The sequence below is a fragment of the Reichenbachiella sp. genome (assembly GCF_965233835.1).
Classification (GTDB): domain Bacteria; phylum Bacteroidota; class Bacteroidia; order Cytophagales; family Cyclobacteriaceae; genus Reichenbachiella.
Genome location: NZ_OZ247585.1, coordinates 81,969 through 96,240 on the forward strand (window position 1 = coordinate 81,969; position 14,272 = coordinate 96,240).

11 protein-coding genes are annotated in these 14,272 nt (G+C 40.5%); 6 read left to right on the forward strand and 5 right to left on the reverse strand.

Annotated features, from left to right (window positions below):
• Positions 1 to 239: 239 nt before the first annotated feature.
• The gene (locus ACO6S2_RS00370; RefSeq protein WP_422360533.1) at positions 240 to 626 is read left to right on the forward strand and encodes an energy transducer TonB; all 387 of its coding nucleotides are present in this window, start codon (positions 240 to 242) and stop codon (positions 624 to 626) included.
• A gap of 2 nt (positions 627 to 628) precedes the next feature.
• Here ACO6S2_RS00370 and mutS read toward each other — a convergent pair whose 3' ends face one another.
• A complete protein-coding gene (mutS, locus tag ACO6S2_RS00375; protein WP_422360534.1) occupies positions 629 to 3,235 on the reverse strand; it encodes a DNA mismatch repair protein MutS in 2,607 nt (868 codons plus the stop codon).
• A 119-nt stretch (positions 3,236 to 3,354) separates the two neighbouring features.
• Between mutS and ACO6S2_RS00380 the strand changes: the two genes are divergently transcribed.
• From ACO6S2_RS00380 to ACO6S2_RS00400, 5 genes are all read left to right on the forward strand, one after another.
• Positions 3,355 to 3,885, forward strand: coding sequence for an RNA methyltransferase (locus ACO6S2_RS00380; protein ID WP_422360535.1), 531 nt, complete (start codon positions 3,355 to 3,357; stop codon positions 3,883 to 3,885).
• Positions 3,886 to 3,947: 62 nt separating this feature from the next.
• Positions 3,948 to 5,351 (forward strand): class II fumarate hydratase, encoded by a 1,404-nt coding sequence (gene fumC / locus ACO6S2_RS00385; protein ID WP_422360536.1) that lies wholly within the window; start codon positions 3,948 to 3,950, stop codon positions 5,349 to 5,351.
• Positions 5,352 to 5,460: 109 nt separating this feature from the next.
• Positions 5,461 to 6,078: an Ezrin/radixin/moesin family protein gene (locus ACO6S2_RS00390; protein WP_422360537.1), complete on the forward strand. Its 618-nt coding sequence runs from the start codon at positions 5,461 to 5,463 to the stop codon at positions 6,076 to 6,078.
• 101 nt (positions 6,079 to 6,179) lie between these two features.
• On the forward strand, positions 6,180 to 6,962 hold the full coding sequence (map, locus tag ACO6S2_RS00395) for a type I methionyl aminopeptidase (protein ID WP_422360538.1): 783 nt from the start codon (positions 6,180 to 6,182) through the stop codon (positions 6,960 to 6,962).
• Between the two features lie 89 nt (positions 6,963 to 7,051).
• A complete protein-coding gene (locus ACO6S2_RS00400) occupies positions 7,052 to 7,756 on the forward strand; it encodes a hypothetical protein (RefSeq protein ID WP_422360539.1) in 705 nt (234 codons plus the stop codon).
• Positions 7,757 to 7,947: 191 nt separating this feature from the next.
• Here the strand turns inward: ACO6S2_RS00400 and ACO6S2_RS00405 are convergent, their stop codons facing one another.
• The 4 genes from ACO6S2_RS00405 to ACO6S2_RS00420 form a co-directional block, all read right to left on the reverse strand.
• Positions 7,948 to 10,296, reverse strand: coding sequence for a tandem-95 repeat protein (locus ACO6S2_RS00405; protein ID WP_422360540.1), 2,349 nt, complete (start codon positions 10,294 to 10,296; stop codon positions 7,948 to 7,950).
• Positions 10,297 to 10,461: 165 nt separating this feature from the next.
• The gene (locus ACO6S2_RS00410) at positions 10,462 to 12,585 is read right to left on the reverse strand and encodes a tetratricopeptide repeat-containing sensor histidine kinase (RefSeq protein ID WP_422360541.1); all 2,124 of its coding nucleotides are present in this window, start codon (positions 12,583 to 12,585) and stop codon (positions 10,462 to 10,464) included.
• Positions 12,585 to 13,340, reverse strand: a complete 756-nt coding sequence (locus ACO6S2_RS00415) for a LytR/AlgR family response regulator transcription factor (protein ID WP_422360542.1) — start codon at positions 13,338 to 13,340, stop codon at positions 12,585 to 12,587. The genes ACO6S2_RS00410 and ACO6S2_RS00415 overlap by 1 nt, the downstream gene beginning before the upstream one ends.
• 474 nt (positions 13,341 to 13,814) lie before the next feature.
• Positions 13,815 to 14,204 carry a DUF1573 domain-containing protein gene (locus tag ACO6S2_RS00420; protein WP_422360543.1) on the reverse strand — a complete coding sequence of 130 codons (390 nt, stop codon included), beginning with the start codon at positions 14,202 to 14,204 and terminating at the stop codon, positions 13,815 to 13,817.
• Positions 14,205 to 14,272: the final 68 nt, after the last annotated feature.

A 14,272-nucleotide genomic window follows, 5' to 3' on the forward strand; every position in this document is an offset into this window, starting at 1 on the left:
AATCCTAAAACTCTTACGCGGTAAATCGGTTAAATAAATTGATTTATTTTAAGAAATAATTGCATGATAATGCGAAATTCTTTTTTGAGAATACGGGAGATAGGTTGAGTGACCTTATTATAGCAGAGAGAGGGTTCCCGAGTTTCTGAATTGAATTGAAAGTAACATTCAATTAATCACCTTAGAATATAAAGTGGCAGTTTCGTGTTAATTTTGCCCTACGAAAAATTTTATTTGACATGAGACTAGTCACACTTGCCATTCTTCTAAGTTTAACTTTTACCCAGACCTATGCACAGGACGGAGATAAGATATATTCTCTAGCCGATGAACAGCCAACCTACCCGGGTGGTATGTCCGCTTTTTTCAAATACATCCAATCTGAGATGCAATATCCCGATGCGGCAAAAGCAGCCGGCGTAGAAGGCCGAGTGTTTGTTGAATATGTGATTGAAAAAGATGGCAGTATTTCAAGCGCAAAAATACTTAAGAGTTTGAACGGAGATTGCGACAAGGAAGCTCTTCGATTAATTGCCAACTCTACAAAGTGGAACCCTGGTAAAATAGATGGCAAAGCAGTCAGGGTTAAAATGGCCTTGCCCCTGAATTTCAGACTTCCAAGATAAAATTAGCCCTTTCCCTTCAAGATTGTTTTAATCTCATTCAGCTTGAGTAATGCTTCTACCGGTGAGATTGTGTTGACATCCAGTTTGTTCAAAAGTCCTAGCACCTCTTCAAAATGCGGGTCACTTTCGAACATGCTTAACTGAAAATTGTTTTTCGGTAAAGACTCGATCTTCTCCTCATGCTGCTCCTTAATTTTGTCCTTCTCCAAATGTTGAAGGATTTCATTAGAGCGAATAACTACCTCGTTAGGCATACCAGCCATTTGAGCTACATGAATACCAAAACTATGCTCGCTACCTCCTTCTTTTAGCTTACGCATAAAAATGACCCTATTGTCCAGCTCTTTCACAGAAACATTAAAGTTTTTGACCCTAGGAAAGTCCTCTGCAATCTGATTCAACTCATGATAGTGTGTAGCAAACATCGTCTTGGCATGGCACTTAGGATGATTATGCAAATGCTCCACAATCGACCAGGCAATAGACACCCCATCATAAGTACTTGTACCTCGCCCAATTTCGTCCATGAGCACCAGACTATTTTCGCTCAGGTTGTTGAGAATACTCGCCGTTTCGGTCATTTCGACCATGAAGGTCGATTCACCTTTTGATAAATTATCTGAAGCGCCAACTCTTGTGAAAACTTTATCAATAATTCCGATTTTGGCATAGGCTGCAGGCACATAAGCTCCCATCTGAGCCATCAACACAATCAAGGCTGTCTGACGAAGTAAAGCCGATTTACCCGCCATATTTGGGCCAGTGATGATCATGATCTGCTGAGATATATCATCCAAAAAAACAGAATTGGAAATGTATTCTTCTCCAGCTGGTAATTGCGTTTCAATGACTGGGTGACGACCTTCTTTGATATCAATAGCCCTTTCATCGTTCACCGATGGCCGACAATAATTTTGTTTGATTGCTACTTTCGCAAAAGATACCAAGCAATCGATCTGCGCTATATTACGAGCATTGTTTTGAATCTCCGAAACGTAGTCAGATGTATAAGCCACCAATTCGTTGAATAGCCGAAGTTCTATGCTACTCAATTTTTCTTCTGCATTAAGAATTTTCTCCTCGTAAGTTTTGAGCTCTTCAGTGATGTATCTTTCAGCATTGACTAAGGTCTGTTTTCTAATCCACTCTTCAGGCACCTTGTCCTTGTGTGCATTGGAAACTTCCAGGTAATAGCCAAACACCTTATTATAAGCAATTTTCAATGACGAAATGCCTGTGCGTTCCTTTTCTCTTTCTTGAATCTGGAGTAAAAAGTCTTTACCAGAAAAGGCAATCTTTCGTAATTCGTCCAACTCCGGGTCAATTCCATCCTGGATAATATTGCCTTGCGTAGCATTGAGTGGCAATTCTTCCTTCAGATTCAGGTCAATTTTTTCAATCAATTGAGCACACGGATTTAGCTTGTCGCCAAATTTCTTGAGATGTTCATCTGAGGTGCTTTCAAGAATTTCCTTAATTGGTGCAATATTTTTCAGAGCCTTCTTTAGATGAAGCAATTCTCGTGGATTGATACGCAAGGCCGCCACTTTGGACACCAATCTCTCCACATCTCCTATTTGCTGCAAATGACTCAGCACCTCATCTGTAGTTTCCGAATCGGTAATCAACGCCTCCACCACATTAAGCCGGGCTTCTATCTCTGCTTTTTCTTTTAGTGGTAGCACCATCCAGTTCTTGAGTAGCCGTGCACCCATTGGGGTATGGGTATCATCGAGCACATGGAGTAGAGGCACGCCATCAGCCTGCTGAGCATACACCAATTCAAGATTTCTAATCGTGAATTTATCCAGCCACACATACTTATCGGTATCTATTCTGGATACTGATGAAATGTGACTGATTTCCTTATGTTCAGTTTCTTCTAAATAAAACAGAATGGCACCTGCAGCACAGATACCTTCCTTAGAATCTTCTATACCAAATCCTTTTAAGTTTTTAGTACTAAAATGTGAATTCAACTTTTCGTAACCAAAGTCAAATCCATAGATCCACTCCTCCAAACAAAACGTATTGAAGTCTTCTCCAAACTGCGCGGCAAACTGCTCTTTGTTCTTTTTGCAGTAAATAACCTCTGAAGGATTGAATCCCTGAATGACCTTATCTATGTAAGACAAATCACCAGCCGACACCATAAATTCTCCAGTACTTAGGTCAAGAAAAGCTATGCCGTGTGTATCCTTACCAAAAGCAATAGACGCCAGGTAGTTGTTTTTCTTTTGATCAAGTACATTGTCATTGAGCGTTAAACCTGGTGTTACCAATTCGGTAACCCCTCTTTTCACAATGCCTTTGACAGATTTTGGGTCTTCTAGCTGATCGCAGATCGCTACCCGATTACCTGCTCTTACCAACTTAGGCAAATAAGTGTCCAGCGAATGATGCGGGAATCCAGCCAACTCAATATGAGATGCGGATCCATTCGCTCGTTTGGTGAGCACAATATCCAAGATTTTGCTGGCCTTCACCGCATCCTCTCCAAAGGTCTCATAGAAATCTCCTACTCGAAATAACAATAGCGCATCAGGGTGTTTCGCCTTGATAGCATTGTACTGTTTCATTAAAGGAGTTTCTTTCTTTGCGGTAGCCATTTTACTTTCAGATCAAACCACGAATTTAATAAGTCGTGGAAAGTATTGGCAGTTCACCAAGCAGAAATTCTACGAATCATTTTTATTTGCAACCAGAAGAACAAAATGCTCTTAGTTCCATGCGAAAATTAAAGAATGAAGAATTAAATCGTCACTCCATTGAGGAATACAAAGACATAAAGAAAAATGATGTCATTCTAATCCTCGATAATATTCGCAGTTTGAATAATGTGGGCTCGGCATTCCGGACTTCTGATGCTTTTAATATCAAAAAAATATACCTATGTGGCATTACAGGACAACCTCCACATCGAGATATTAATAAAACGGCACTAGGAGCCACAGAAACGGTAGAATGGGAGCATGTGGGAAATACCCTCGAAGCTATCCAAGAACTAAAAGGTGAAAACTGGGAAATATTAGCAGTAGAACAAGCAGAAGGAAGTTTGATGCTCAATGAATTTCATCCAAGCAAAGAAGGCAAGTATGCATTTATTTTCGGAAATGAAGTTTTTGGCGTCGAACAAGAAGTAGTATCAGCTTCGGATAAATGCCTTGAAATTCCTCAGTTTGGTACTAAGCATTCATTAAATATATCGGTCACTATCGGCGTAGTACTTTGGCACTACATTTCCAAAATTACTAACTAAAGAAACCTATTAAAGACTCACAAAGCGTACTATCTTTGTTTGAGCATTGCAAATCATATATTATGGAATATAGAATCGAAAAAGATACCATGGGGGAAGTAAAAGTCCCTGCTGAAAAATACTGGGGTGCACAAACCCAACGTTCACTGATGAACTTTAAGATTGGTGGCGAACACATGAAAATGCCAATGGAAATTATCCGAGCATTTGCCATCTTAAAAAAATCTGCCGCCGAGACCAACACAGCGTTGGGAGTGATGGATAAAAGTAAGTCTGACTTGATTGGTCAGGTTTGTGATGAAATTTTAGCTGGTAAACTCGACGACCAATTTCCTTTGGTGGTTTGGCAAACTGGCTCAGGCACTCAGTCCAACATGAATTCTAATGAAGTCATTGCCAACCGAGCACATGTAATCAATGGAGGAACTTTAACTGACGACAAAAAAGCCATTCACCCCAACGATGACGTGAACAAATCGCAATCATCGAACGATACCTTCCCAACTGCCATGCACATTGCAGGCTATAAAATGTTGGTAGAAACAACTATTCCTAAAGTAGAGAAGCTAAGAGATACTTTGGCTAAAAAAGTAGAAGCCTTCAAGGATGTTGTAAAAATTGGAAGAACCCACTTCATGGATGCTACGCCATTGACTTTGGGTCATGAATTTTCGGGCTACGTAGCCCAGTTAAACTTTGGATTAAAAGCGTTGAAAAACACACTGCCTCATTTGTCTGAATTAGCGCTTGGAGGTACGGCGGTAGGAACGGGATTGAATACACCAGAAGGGTATTCAGAATTGGTGGCCGAGAAAATAGCTGGTCATGCTGGATTGCCACTAGTTACTGCTGAAAACAAATTTGAAGCACTGGCTGCTCATGATGCCATTGTAGAATCAAGTGGGGCATTGAAACAGCTGGCAGTAAGCTTAATGAAAATAGGAAATGACATCAGAATGCTTTCCTCAGGACCAAGAAGTGGCATTGGTGAAATCACCATTCCAGAAAACGAACCAGGCTCTTCTATCATGCCAGGAAAAGTAAACCCTACACAATGTGAGGCTTTAACTATGGTTTGTGCCCAAGTGATTGGAAACGACGTAGCAATCTCGGCTGGTGGAATGACTGGTCACTTTGAATTGAATGTCTTCAAGCCAATGATGATCTATAATTTGCTCAATTCAGCCAGACTAATAGGAGATGCTTGTGAATCTTTCAACGACAACTGTGCAGTTGGTATTGAACCAAATCACCCTGTGATTGAAGAAAAGCTTGAAAAGTCACTAATGCTTGTAACTGCCTTGAATACACATATTGGGTATGAAAATGCGGCTAAAATTGCTAAAAAAGCACATAAAGAAGGAAAAACACTCCGTGAAGCAGCACTTGAATTAGAGCTATTGACCAATGAACAGTTTGATGAATGGGTCGTTCCTGCAGATATGGTAGGTAGTTTGAAAAAATAATCAACCATTTCAAAAACTTGAAAAAGTACAATTATTGACTAAATTGGCATATATTTAGATTAATTTTTTTGTACATTAGTCATTATAAGTAGGATTAAATCATAAAACCATGAAGAATATACTAGCAATTTTTTCCCTTTTGATGTTCGTGGGATTCGCCCAGACGGCGAATGCACAAATGTCGAAACAAGAAAAGAAAGAGTGGAAAAAAAGAATTAAAGCACTTAGCCCAGAGCAATACAAAGCACTTTTGGAGGAAAACAAGTCTCTAAAAGGACAGCTGAGCAGCTTGAAAAAAGAAGTGGCTGGCGTAGATGATCGCATCAAAGAAAAAGACGATCAAATCGCCGACTATCAAGATCAAGTATCTAGTTTGAGAAGAGAATTGGCCGACGCAAAAAAGAAAGCTAAGGCTGCTCCTAGTAGCGACGATGCTTCTTCTGTAGGAGCTCAAACAGCCGTGAGTACTAAAGGCGTTCTATTTAAAGTTCAAATTGGAGCGTTTAAAAAGAAGGATTTGTCCAAGTTCTCACAAAGCAACCCGTCTTTCCAATTGGATGAAAAAGATGGTGTAATGAAGTACACTATTGGTATGTTCAAGGACTACTGGGAAGCAGATACTTTCAAAAAGTATTTAAGAGAAATGGGAGTGAAAGACGCATGGATTGTAGCTTTCAAGGATGGCAAGAGAGTACCAATCAAGCAAGTGCTTGAGGGTGTGATCTAAGAAACCTACTCCAAAAAGACAATGAAACCCGTCTCGACATAATCGAGACGGGTTTTTTATTTTATTCCTATACTTTTGCACTCCATTATTTAGAGATCCACATGATAAAATATAAGACCAGAGAAGAAATAGAGCTTATTAGACAAAGTGCACTGATTGTATCCAAAACACTCGGATTAATGGCATCCAAGATTCAGCCAGGTGTTACTCCATTACAACTAGATGCTTTGGCAGAAGAGTTTATTCGGGATCAGGGAGCAGAACCTGGTTTTTTAGGTCTATATGATTATCCAAATACTATTATCACCTCTGTAAATGAGCAGGTCGTGCATGGTATTCCTACAGACAGACCGCTTGAAGACGGTGACGTAGTAGGTGTAGATATAGGGGCGAAGATGAATGGATTCTATGGGGATCATGCCTATACATTTGAAGTAGGAGAAGTAGATCCTAAAACTAAAAAGCTACTGGAGGTTACAAAAGAATGTCTTGATCTAGGAATTGCACAGGTCAAAAAAGGCAATCGTATGGGTGACTTGAGTTATGCCATACAGCAGCATGCCGAAAAAAACGGTTATGGTGTAGTTCGTGAGCTCGTTGGGCATGGTTTAGGACGAGAAATGCATGAATCCCCAGAAGTGCCCAATTTTGGAAAGAGAGGGCGAGGGCCTTTATTTAGAGATGGATTGGTCATAGCTATAGAGCCAATGATTAATATGGGCACCAAGAATGTTAAGCAGCTGTCAGATGGTTGGACCATTATTACAGCAGATAAGCAGCCATCTGCTCATTTTGAGCACGATGTGGCTTTTATCGATGGCAAGGCAGAGGTATTATCAACGTTTAACTATATAGAAGAGGCCTTGGCGAAGGTCAACGCATAAGAGCCTTCATATTTTTTAATAGTTGAGTCCAAGTCCTATTTTTTTTCTTATCTTTAAAATGTGAATATTTATACTTTTAAAAGAATATTATGAATCAACCCGATGCGTCTTTAGTAGAGATGTTGCACTATGCTCAATATCTCGCTGAATTTATAGCAATTATTCTCGTTAGCGGATCACTAATTGGTTATCTATTTTACTACGGTGTAATACAGGTAATTTCTGGACGATCTACCAAATATCGTTTCAGAGCCAAGAATGAGATCAATGTACTTTGGACTGCAGCTTTAGGTCTTGTAGCAGCTGGTGCCATTTTTATCTCAGCTATTCTCATTAAGGATCGAGATTTGACAAACTCAATAGCCTTAGGAATGAAGCTCATTTTGCCACTTGGCTTTGCCTTTTTGGTAGGTTCTGCAATCAATAGTTACCTGAGAATTTATTACCCGTCTATTCTTGAAGATAAGTTGGCAAAAATCCGATTTAAAGAGAGAAAAGCTCCTAGTGGAAAACCTATGAGACTACTCAATGAAGAAGAAGAAGATGCATATTTGACCAAGGAAATGATTCATGAAGAAGAGCTGAATCACTTTGATTATGACGTATGGTTGGATGAGGATACCAAAGTCACCGTCATTGAAAAATACGTGGGTAACCCTAACAAACTTTGCCCTAGCTGTAAATTCAGAACGCTAAGACTGGAAAGTGAAGAAGATGAAGGCAAATACACAACTCAAAAGTACAAGTGTACTTATTGTGGTAACAAAGAAACTGAGACAGTAGAAAACGATTAGTTTCTAGGAAATTGAAAAAAGGGATGTGAATTATACTCACATCCCTTTTTTTTTGCTATTGTCTGGATGTTCAATTTAATCAAGAAATTAGTCTTGTCAAGATTCCACCCAAACAGTTGAACCAAAAAAGGCCTGCGGAATCCACAGGCCATATCTCTGCCATGAGATACTAATAGCGTTGTTGTGACTTATTAGATTTTGACAAATTTCTTTACTATCGCCTTTCCGCCTATGTGCATTCTTAAGATGTAAGTCCCTGGTTCTATAGATGTCGTATTAATTTTTAGTTGTTGTTCAGTGAATTGCTGTTCCAAGATTATCCTACCTCCTATCTCAATTATTTGTACGTTTATTAGGTTTGCACGTCCTGCTTCTAGAGCTATGTTGAGGTCGTTAACTACTGGATTTGGATATAGAACTATTTCGTTAGCCACTTCTCCAGCTACTGAAGTAATAGCATTTACGGTTATATCAATTTCCTCTGTGTCACTGACTTCCCCATCCGAAACAGATACGACGACCTTATGAGTTCCTGTGTGTTTTGCGTCTGGAGTCCATTTGAAAACACCACTGGTTCCCTCTATAGTCATTCCCAAATCTATGGAGGCTGCAGCCAAACTATAACTTAATGTATTGGCTGGTAGATCGGCATCTGCAGCTGAAGCAGTAAAGCTCAGTTCTTCTCCCACATTTATGCTTTTGTTGCCAATTGTGGTTAGAGTAGGCGCTTGATTCACTTCTGTCACCATCAGTGTGATTTCTTCTTCGTCTGTCAAATTTCCGTCGCTGACAACCACCGTTACCTTATGTAATCCACTCTGAACTTCTGATGGGGTCCAACTAAACACACCTGTTAAATCGTCAATCGCCATCCCAGCGGCCAATGAGGTAGCATCCAAACTATAGGTTAGTGTATTGGCTGGAAGGTCGCTATCGGTAGATGAAACAGTGAAGGTCAATGCAGTCTCTTCATCTACAGTTTTGCTGCCTGTGATTGCTAGCACCGGAGCTACATTTACTTCAGAGACCGAGATGGTTATTATCTCTTCATCAGAAAGACTTCCATCACTCACAAATATAGTGACGGTATGGTCTCCATCCTGAGCTTCGGATGGGGTCCAACTAAACTCACCCGTTGAACCATCAATCGTCATCCCAGTGACCGATGAGGTAGCATCCAAACTATAGGTTAATGTATTGGCTGGAAGGTCTACATCCGTTGTGATGACTGTAAAATTCAACTCCTCTTGCTCACCTATGATTTTATTCCCTACAGCAGAGAGTACTGGTGCGTCATTAATGGCGTTCACCGTAAAAGAATAAACTTCCGTATCGGTTAGCCCCCCTCCGTTTGCATCATCATCAATAGTAATTGTAATATTTTCCGTACCTGAAAAATCTGGGTCGGGCGTATATATCATGTTACTCAAAGCATTTTGAAGTGCTCCTGTCACGCCACTAACAATTTTTGATTTTTCAAAAATGTAGGAACCTTCAACAAAAACCACCCCTCCCGAAGAGGTAAAATGTATCTTCCCGGATTCAGCCGAAATATTCATGCGCAATGATGAACTTTCAACATCGGAAATCGTTATTCCTGACAGATCATTATCAGAAGAGTCTTCGTCCACATCGGTGGTAGCAGGTAATGTAATCACAGGCGCGTCGTTCACTGCGTTTACCATAATACTTATCACCTCAGAGTCTGTAAGTCCTCCTCCACTTTCATTGTCGTCTATGGTAACGGTGATACTAGCTGTTCCATAAAAATCCGAGTCTGGCGTAAACACGACACTGGTCAGATTCGTACTGACGGAAGCCAGCGCACCAGTATATACTATGGTTGCATCGTTAAAACCATCGCCGGTGATAAAACTGAGTCCTCCATTTGCGCCTGTAGAAATAACACCGTCGTTCGCCGTCATAGTTACTCTCAAGTTGCTGGCTCCAATGTCCGGATCACTTACTGAAATAGTGGGAATCAGGCCATTGGTTTGATCCTCGTCCATTGAAGCTGATCCCGAATAAGTAATAACCGGGGCATCGTTGACCTCATTCACAGTAATAGAATAGACTTCAGTATCAGTAAGCCCTCCTCCCGACTCATTGTCATCGATGGTAATCGTGATGTTGGCCGTTCCGCTGAAGTTGGCAGCGGGCGTATATAGCAAGTTGGCCAGTGCATTGTTGATTGCTCCTCTGACCCCATCGAATTGCTTCTGTGAATCATAGCCCGATCCTCCAATAGCAAAGGATAGCCCTCCAGCAGAACCAAATGCCAGTTGGCCATTATCCACAGATATATCAACTAAATATCTTGCCGTATTCATTCCGTCATCGTCAGCATCTGAGAAAGAGGTTGCCGGAAGCGAATAACCGCTTCCATCCTCATCTACGCTAGTAGTGGTACCCAGTGCAATTACAGGTGGGTTTGTAGCCAGCGCCAAGCTGGTGTGAAAAATAAAACAGGTCAGTATTAAGAATAGCTCCTTTTGGCCAATAATTGAGACCCTTTCATTGGTTTGTGTTTTGTGTTTCATGGCAGTATTTTTTTAAAATTCCACCATAAAACTGTGGTTAACAGACATAGACCTTTGCCCCAACCTACACAAACTCATTAAAATCATTCGTGAATGGTCAAACTTGCTTCATAAATTTAATTCCCAAGCAGATCAAAACTGATATTTACTGTGTTTAACAGCAAACTAGCTCGCGTCTGTCAAAGTCGCTTCTTTTTTGCAGATAGGCAACGTAAAAGTTACCACAGTGCCTCCTTTGGTTGGAGATTGGATGGTAAGCCTTCCTCCATTTTTCCTCGCAAAGTCATTGCAAAGCACGAGACCAAGTCCTGTTCCTTTTTCACCTTCAGTACCGGCAGTACTCTCGCCGTACTTGCTCTCCCGTATTTCTTCAAGCTTACTTTCAGCAATACCCACTCCATTGTCAATAACGTTGATCGAGGCATGATCACCATTCTCAATGGCTTGGCAACAGATGGCACCTCCTTTGCGAGTAAACTTAATCGCATTGCCTACAATGTTTCTTAATACCGTACTAACCATATTTTGATCTGCAAATACTAAGAAGGATTCTGCGACTTCATAGGTCAATTGAATATTCTTAGCCTCGTAGCTGGGACGGTAAATCGAAACAATATCTTCGATCAGTGGCTTCAGATTCAATGGTTCAGGATGAAAAGAAAGGTCATTTGTTTGAGACATCGACCATTTTAGTAAATTGTCCAAGAGCAAATTCACACCATTAGCTGATTCATCTACTGCTTGAATTAGTTTTTCTACTTCGTCATGTTTCCCTTTCTTCATTACGTATTGAATCATTGCTCCAATACCTTGAAAAGAAGTAATCGGCCCGCGCAGGTCATGAGCTATCAATGCAAAAAACTTATCCTTCATCTCGTTGGACTCCAGTAAAGCATCCTGAGACTGACTCAGTTTTTTATTAATCCCTGTGATTAACTCGTTTCGTTTTTCAATTTCGTTTTTCTGCTTTCTCGCCTGGAGAAAAAACAGCCCGATTGAGATAATAATGGCCAAAAAAAGAACGGCTATAATAATGAACATTGTTTTTTGACTTTTTTCTTTGTCCAGTTCCAATGCAACCAATTGGTTGTCTCTTTGTAAGTTGACTATTTCGACCTCCTTTTTTTCGGTCTCATACTTTTCTCGTATTTCAGCCACTTGGCTATTTTTTTCTATGCTTTGCAGGCTATCGTACAGCTCATGATATAGCCACGCATTGTCATAAGCCATTTTATATTCTCCTAAATCGTGATAGACTTCGGCACTATATTTATACACGTCCATCAACTTTTCAGCGGCATTCAATTCCAGAGAAAGTGATAAGGACTTATCCATATGATACCGTACCTTTTGCTTGCTTTCCAATTGGCCATAGCATAAGGCCAGCACACCGTGCGAATCTATCATGGCTAATTTATCATTCATCTCTTGCTCTATTTTTAATCCACGAGATTGATATTCAATACCCTTCTCAGGCTGACCCAGTGACATATAAACATAAGCCAAATTACCCTCGGCATAGGCTTCCAGCCTTTTATAACCAACGGCAATGGCTTTTAAGCGGGCTTTTTCAAGGTAGTGAATTACCTTTTCCATATCTCCCAATTCCAAATATGGAGTTGCGATATTTAGCAAACCCGTAGCAATCAAGGATTGGTCGTCAATACTTTCTGCTATCGATAGGCTTTCTTCGTGATACTCTATAGCTCTCGTAAATTCTCCTAGGTCATCGTAAATAGAAGCTACACCGTTCAAAGTCTTTGCGTACATGTGTGGATTTGATGTTTCATCCGTCAGCTCAAGGTTCTTGTGCATAAAAAGGAGGGCATCCTGGTAATTGCCAAGGTCTCTTGCCGATGATCCCATAGAAAAATAGGCTTCAGCCATCTGAAAAGTATCATTGTTCATTGTAGCCAAGCCCAAAAGTCTTTCACTTATTAGAAAGCTAGTTTTGGGAGACATATTGGAGATTTTTGATGCGAATTCGGCAAATGTTTCAAAGAGAGAATCTTGCCTGGTCAGATTCAAATTCAGGTATTTGAAAATTACAGGTAATTCAGGGGTACGCGTATTCAAATAGGCAATTTTGCCATCCAAAGGCTCATTACTTTTTATTTGGCTCCAGACCTCAACACTCAAAGCCTGTACCTCCTCCTTTGACTGACTTCGTAACTCGTGGTGGCTCAATGAAACAGAGAGTACAATAGCAGTAGCAACAAAAAAGCGAGTCAAGATTGGTAAAGATGGTAACTTTACAATATGGATACTGTACGAACTAAAAAACATCATTACAGCATTTTTAACCTTTTCAATAAACCCGACTTATAAGTGCTACCAAGCGGTAGAGATTTAGCTCCTACCTCCACTGTGAAGTCAACTTCATCAATACTATCTACCTTATCCGCATTAACGATGTATTTTCTGTGTATTCTCACAAATCTGGCCGAATCCAGTTTGCTGCTTAAACTATTCATTGATGTTCGGATATGATATCCTCTTTTAATAGTTACAACCTGGCAATATCTTTCTTCTGCTAACTCCACCCAAAGCACCTCGCTACTCACCACTTTTTCGAGTTTTCCAGCCGCCTTAACAAAAAAACTGTCACGAACCAAAAGATCCTCCGACCATCCAGTGAAGGGCTCTTGGCTTGCTCCTTTTTCTTGATCTTTACCAAATTTGTAGATGGCCAGCTCTATAGCAGCTTGCAGCCCAGATGACTCGATGGGCTTTATCAAATAAGCGTATGGTTCTGTTTGAGTGGCTCTATCCATCGTAACTTTGTCATCTCTAGCTGTAGTGAAAATTACAGGAGTTGGATGTACATGGTTGATTTTCTCAGCCACATCAATACCACTTTCATTACTATCTAACTCAATATCAAGCAATACCAAATCTGGCTTTGTGGCATGAAAGACTCTTAGCAACTCTTCGGCGTTAGAATAAGTCCCCAAATGGTGATAACCTCTCTCTTCCAAAATCATTTCCAATCGAGCGGCGTGAACATAATTGTCCTCTGCCACCAATACTCTCAACTTTGCCATACTTTCTAATAGTGAAAGACTAAAATAGTAAGTATCATTCAATTCAAAAAACCACTTGGCCAGCCAGTAATCAGCTAAAAAGCAGGTTTGGCGTTTGGTCAATTAGGCTTAAGACAAGTCGATAAATGATAGATTGAGAGCAGAAAATATGCGAACTACAGGTTCAACCTGCAGGTATTAGGCCTCACCAGTTGATCGTTGTGTTAGAGGCTGCCTCAAAAAAAGTTCGTCATTGGATCCGATAGGTACTTTGGACGGATGAGGCAGGGTACATGTGTTTGATGCAATATTCATCCAAAACCCTCTCTCCGTCACTCCAGATCCCTTTCTTCGGGTCGTGCACCAACAAAAGGGCGTTAGCGGCTTCCAATAAGGAGTTGCCTACGACTTTTCCTTCGCACCCTACTTCCAAAGCCTCTGAATGACAGGTTTTGGTAGTTTCAGTTTTCTTAAGACAGCCTCTTCTGACTAAATTTAATTGATTACTTCTCCTTTAATGTGCAAGGTCATTGGCCCATTACCCGTATTGGCATTCACGGTTACGGTTTTGTTGAATGCTCCTACTTTGGCTGCATTATATGTGGCAGATACTTCTCCATACTCACCAGGTAAGATTTCTCCTTTGGTGTACTCAGCCACAGTACATCCACAAGAGCCCTGAGCTGATATGATTACCAGCGGGGTAGCTCCGGAATTTTGAAACCTAAAATCTGCAGTTACAGGCTTGTTCATTTCAATCTGACCAAAATCATACTCAGTTAAACTCCAGGACATCACAGCCCCTACTCGATCACTTTCAATTGTAGTGAAATTAAAAGAAGCGATTGCCACCGCTAACGTCAAAAATGCAAGATACTTTTTCATAGTATTATTGTTTAAGTTTAAAAAAATTACCCTCCAAAGGTGAAGTATGGATGTAAAAAGCATTGTTA

What these genes read in the sequence shown, in the direction of transcription:
- ACO6S2_RS00370 (WP_422360533.1), top strand. Translation starts at nt 240, where the DNA reads ATGAGACTAGTCACACTTGCCATTCTTCTAAGTTTAACTTTTACCCAG.
- mutS (WP_422360534.1), bottom strand. Translation starts at nt 3,235, where the DNA reads ATGGCTACCGCAAAGAAAGAAACTCCTTTAATGAAACAGTACAATGCT.
- ACO6S2_RS00380 (WP_422360535.1), top strand. Translation starts at nt 3,355, where the DNA reads ATGCGAAAATTAAAGAATGAAGAATTAAATCGTCACTCCATTGAGGAA.
- fumC (WP_422360536.1), top strand. Translation starts at nt 3,948, where the DNA reads ATGGAATATAGAATCGAAAAAGATACCATGGGGGAAGTAAAAGTCCCT.
- ACO6S2_RS00390 (WP_422360537.1), top strand. Translation starts at nt 5,461, where the DNA reads ATGAAGAATATACTAGCAATTTTTTCCCTTTTGATGTTCGTGGGATTC.
- map (WP_422360538.1), top strand. Translation starts at nt 6,180, where the DNA reads ATGATAAAATATAAGACCAGAGAAGAAATAGAGCTTATTAGACAAAGT.
- ACO6S2_RS00400 (WP_422360539.1), top strand. Translation starts at nt 7,052, where the DNA reads ATGAATCAACCCGATGCGTCTTTAGTAGAGATGTTGCACTATGCTCAA.
- ACO6S2_RS00405 (WP_422360540.1), bottom strand. Translation starts at nt 10,296, where the DNA reads ATGAAACACAAAACACAAACCAATGAAAGGGTCTCAATTATTGGCCAA.
- ACO6S2_RS00410 (WP_422360541.1), bottom strand. Translation starts at nt 12,585, where the DNA reads ATGATGTTTTTTAGTTCGTACAGTATCCATATTGTAAAGTTACCATCT.
- ACO6S2_RS00415 (WP_422360542.1), bottom strand. Translation starts at nt 13,340, where the DNA reads ATGGCAAAGTTGAGAGTATTGGTGGCAGAGGACAATTATGTTCACGCC.
- ACO6S2_RS00420 (WP_422360543.1), bottom strand. Translation starts at nt 14,204, where the DNA reads ATGAAAAAGTATCTTGCATTTTTGACGTTAGCGGTGGCAATCGCTTCT.